This is a genomic window from Salipiger sp. HF18, from assembly GCF_011806505.1.
GTDB lineage: Bacteria > Pseudomonadota > Alphaproteobacteria > Rhodobacterales > Rhodobacteraceae > Salipiger > Salipiger thiooxidans.
Window position 1 is genome coordinate 1 of sequence record NZ_JAATOS010000494.1, and the last position, 2905, is coordinate 2905.

Genomic DNA, 2905 nt, shown 5'->3' on the forward strand with positions numbered 1-2905 from the left:
CGGATCACGCGCGACTGTACCGTCTTGCCGGCACGGCCGGCCAGCGGGCTGTCGTTGATGCCGAAGGTCACGGTGATAGTCGGCGGGTCGATGGGCTGGGCGTCGAGCGGCGTGTCCACGGCCAGTGCGCAGATGGTGTCGGCCACGGTGGCCTTCGACATGCCGGCGAGGCTGACGATGTCGCCCGCAAGACCCTCGTCGATGTCGGCCTGGGCGAGGCCGCGGAAGGCCTGCACGCGGGTGACGCGGAACTGCTCGATCTTCTGGCCGATGCGGCTGATCGCCTGCACCGTCTGGCCGACCTTGACGCGGCCGGTCTCGATGCGGCCCGTCAGCAGGCGGCCGACGAAGGGATCCGAGCCCAGCGTGGTTGCCAGCATGCGGAAGTCGTCGTCCTGGTGCTTGATCTGCTTCGGCGCCGGCACGTGGTTCACGATGAGGTTGAACAGCGCCGAGAGATCCTTGCGCGGCCCGTCGAGTTCGGCATCGGCCCAGCCGTTGCGGCCCGAGGCGTACATGTGCGGGAAGTCGAGCTGGTCCTCGTTCGCGTCGAGCGAGGCGAAGAGGTCGAAGCATTCGTCGAGCGCGCGGTCGGGCTCGGCGTCGGGCTTGTCGACCTTGTTCAGAACCACGATCGGGCGCAGGCCGAGGCGCAGCGCCTTGGAGGTCACGAACTTGGTCTGCGGCATCGGGCCCTCGGCCGCGTCCACCAGCAGCACCACGCCGTCCACCATGCTCAGGATGCGCTCGACCTCGCCGCCGAAGTCGGCGTGGCCGGGGGTGTCCACGATGTTGATGCGCGTGCCCTTCCACTCGACCGAGGTCGGCTTGGCGAAGATGGTGATGCCGCGCTCGCGCTCGAGGTCGTTGCTGTCCATCGCGCGCTCGGCCACGGCCTGGTTCTCGCGGAACGCGCCGGACTGTTTGAGGAGTTCGTCGACGAGGGTGGTCTTGCCGTGGTCCACGTGGGCGATGATCGCGATGTTGCGAAGGTCCATGGGAGTGCCTTTTAGGGAGTTTCGCGGGATCGCCTAGCGTCATGGGGGCCAAAAGGCCAGCCCTTTAATGTCCGGACGTGGAGGAAAACAGGTTGATCACGAGGATGCCGGCAAGGATCAGCCCGATCCCGAGGACCGCGGGCAGATCCAGCCGCTGTCCGAAGATCACCAGCCCGATGATCGCGATGAAGACGATGCCGAGCCCGGACCAGAGCGCGTAGGCGATGCCGACGGGGAAGCTCTTGAGGGCGATCGACAACAGCCAGAACGCCAGCGCGTAGGCGACCACGACGATCACCGAGGGCACGAGGCGGGTGAACTGCTGGCTCGCCTGCAGGGCGGCGGTGCCGATGGTCTCGGCCAGCACGGCGAGGGCGAGGACAAGGTAGGGCATGGGGGGCTCCGGGCGAGGGTCGCCCATACCTGACCCGAAATGTCGCGTGATGCCAGAGGCTTTCGTCCGCGGCGCGCCGGCAAAGCCGCGGCGGGCGGTCGGGGCGGGACGGGGCGGTTGCGGGGGCGGGGGCGGGGCCGGCGGGTGACCGCCGGGGGGCGGCCTCCGGTCACGAAACCGGGCGTCCGGAGATTCCGTGCTTGCGCTGTCATGCGTCGTTTACAAGAGTGTCACCAGAGTGACTTGAACCGGGTCTAACCGGCGATCCGACGGGCCCCGCGTGGCCCGCATTCCAGCAGAGAGGATACCAGATGACGATTTCCCGCCGCACCGCCCTGAAGATGTCCGCCACCGCCGTTGCCGCGCCGGTGGTGCTGCGCGCCCATGACGCGCTGGCCGCGTCGGGCACCGTCAGGGTCCTCGCATGGCAGGATTACATCCAGCCCAACATCGCCGAGAAGTTCGAGGCCGACACCGGAATCACGCTCGAGCTCACCACCTTCGGCTCGAACAACGAGGCCGAGTCGACCATCTCGTCCGCCGGCGGCAAGGGCTTCGACGTGGTGTTCCCGTCGATCACCAACGCGCCGAACTACCTCGACAGCGACGGCAACAGCTACTTCATGCCGCTCCCCGCGGGCGTGAACACCGACGCGGTGATCCCGTCCTTCCTGCGTGACAGTGCAACGCTCGGCGGCATGCACAACGGCGAGCAGGTCGTGCTGCCCTTCGACTGGGGCACCGAGGGCATGACGCTCAACACCACCGCAGGCATCGACCCCGCCACGCTGTCCTACGGCGATCTCTTCGCGGACGGCACCGAGGGCAAGTCGGCGTTCCGCCAGAAATCGGCGCTGATCGGCATCGGTCTCTACCTCGACGCCACCGGCGAGGTGCCCTCGAACCGGATGCTCGACGTCTACAAGTCGGAAGAAGAGGCCCGCCGGGTCTTTGGCGCTGTCACCCAGTGGATCATCGAGCGCAAGGATCACTTCGGCGCGTTCTGGAACAACGCCACCGAAGCCACCGCCGCCTTCAAGGACGCGGGCTGCGTCATCGGCCAGACGTGGGACACCACCGGCCTGCTGCTGAACCGCGAGAACCCCGAGTTCATCTACCGCGCGCCCAAGGAAGGCATCATCACCTGGCTCGACAGCTTCGGCATCATGCGCGAGGCCGAGAACGTGGACCAGGCCGTGGCGTTCATGAACTTCATGCTGACCCCGGAAGTGGGCGGCATGTTCTCGAACAACACCGGCTACAACTCGGCGGTGGCCGGCGCTGCCGAGTTCGCCAGCGAAGAGTTCAAGCGCCAGTTCAACGAGGTCTACACCCAGGATGTGCTGGGCAACATGTGGTGGTGGCAGGCCGAGACGCCGTTCCTCGCGCCGACCCAGAACGAGTTCTCGGAAATCATCACCAACGCCTGATTGCCGGACGGGGCGCGCGGCATCGTCCACGCGCCCCGGCGGCCGCGCGTATTGCGCGCCGGGCGTTCCGCGCCCGGCGCCTT

Annotated in this window: 3 protein-coding genes; 1 reads left to right on the forward strand and 2 read right to left on the reverse strand. The window is 67.4% G+C overall.

Translation table 11 applies throughout. From position 1 onward, the window contains the following. Positions 1-998, reverse strand: a 998-nt coding sequence (locus HC022_RS23030) for a GTP-binding protein (protein ID WP_167453956.1), incomplete at its 3' end; no start/stop codon positions are given. A 64-nt stretch (positions 999-1062) separates the two neighbouring features. Beyond that, on the reverse strand, positions 1063-1392 hold the full coding sequence (locus HC022_RS23035; RefSeq protein WP_167453957.1) for an SMR family transporter: 330 nt from the start codon (positions 1390-1392) through the stop codon (positions 1063-1065). A 311-nt stretch (positions 1393-1703) separates the two neighbouring features. Here HC022_RS23035 and HC022_RS23040 point away from each other — a divergent pair, with 311 nt between their 5' ends. Beyond that, a complete protein-coding gene (locus HC022_RS23040) occupies positions 1704-2822 on the forward strand; it encodes an extracellular solute-binding protein (RefSeq protein WP_167453958.1) in 1119 nt (372 codons plus the stop codon). The last annotated feature ends 83 nt before the right edge of the window (positions 2823-2905 follow it).

Coding starts and splice junctions, on each gene's coding strand:
- HC022_RS23035 (WP_167453957.1), bottom strand. CDS start 1,392: ATGCCCTACCTTGTCCTCGCCCTCGCCGTGCTGGCCGAGACCATCGGC.
- HC022_RS23040 (WP_167453958.1), top strand. CDS start 1,704: ATGACGATTTCCCGCCGCACCGCCCTGAAGATGTCCGCCACCGCCGTT.